The sequence below is a fragment of the Mycobacterium sp. TH-M82 genome (assembly GCF_057473605.1).
Map to the genome: position 1 here is coordinate 1 of NZ_JBYCKY010000421.1, position 1,007 is coordinate 1,007.

General features: G+C 72.0%; 2 protein-coding genes. Both read left to right on the plus strand.

Annotated features, from left to right (window positions below):
* Nucleotides 1-325 (plus strand): erythromycin esterase family protein (locus AC2VON_RS13090; RefSeq protein ID WP_486953352.1); only part of this gene is annotated, 325 nt, incomplete at its 5' end.
* A 132-nt stretch (nt 326-457) separates the two neighbouring features.
* A partial coding sequence (locus AC2VON_RS13095) for a universal stress protein (protein ID WP_486953353.1) occupies nt 458-1,007 on the plus strand: 550 nt, incomplete at its 3' end.

The following is a 1,007-nucleotide window of genomic DNA, read 5'->3' on the forward strand; positions in this document are numbered from 1 at the left end:
CATCGCCGAACGCAAGGCCGTGCGGCCGGCGCTGCACGGCAGCATCGAAGAGCTCCTGCACGAGACCGGCAAGGCCGCCTTCCTGGTCTCGGCCCGACTCACCCCGGGCGCCACCGAACCGCTGAGCACCGTCCGGCTGGGCCGTGCCATCGGCGTGATCTACCTGCCCGCCACCGAGCGGCAGAGCCACTACTTCCACGTGCGGCCCGCGGATCAGTTCGACGCGATGATCCACATCGACCGGACCCGGGCGCTGCAACCTCTGGAGCCGACGAGCGTCTGGCTCGCCGGTGAGACACCGGAAACGTACCCGAGCGGCCTGTGATGGAGGCATCCGCCGGGCCGGCGCGCTTCGCGCGGGGACGAACGGCGTCACGGGTGAGGTCCAACGGCCCCTTCGCGACGGCCCACGGCGCGCTAGCCTGACATGCAGGCACAGAATGAACCGGGAGCCGAGATGAACCAGCCGGACGCCAAGTCGGTGGTCGTGGGCATCAACGGCTCGCGGGCCGCGGTCAACGCCGCGAAATGGGCTGTTGACGAGGCGCGCAGTCGGCAGTTGCCGCTGCGCCTCGTGTATGTCGTCGCCGAACAGGGCGTCGCCGGCCAGGGCGCGGGACCCGGGTCCGAGCCCGCCTCCGAGCGCGAGGTCGAGCGCGGCGAGACGGCGCTGTCGGAAGCGGAGTCCGCCGTGCGGGGCGAACACAAGCCGGTCGAGATGGAGACGGCGATTCTCTCGGGGGATCCGGCGCAGGTCCTGGTCGACGCATCGCAGGAGGCGGCGCTGGTCGCCGTGGGCACCGCGCGGCGCGGATGGGCCACCGACGGTCTGCTGGGCCCCACCGCCGCCCGCCTGGTGGCGAACGCGCGCTGCCCGGTGGGCGTCATCCGCAGCAATCCGGATGGTTCCCCGACGCAGCTCGGGGTGATCGCGGTGGTGCTCAACGACGATCCCGACAACGACGAGGTCGTGCACCGGGCCATGGAGGAGGGACGCCTCCGGCACG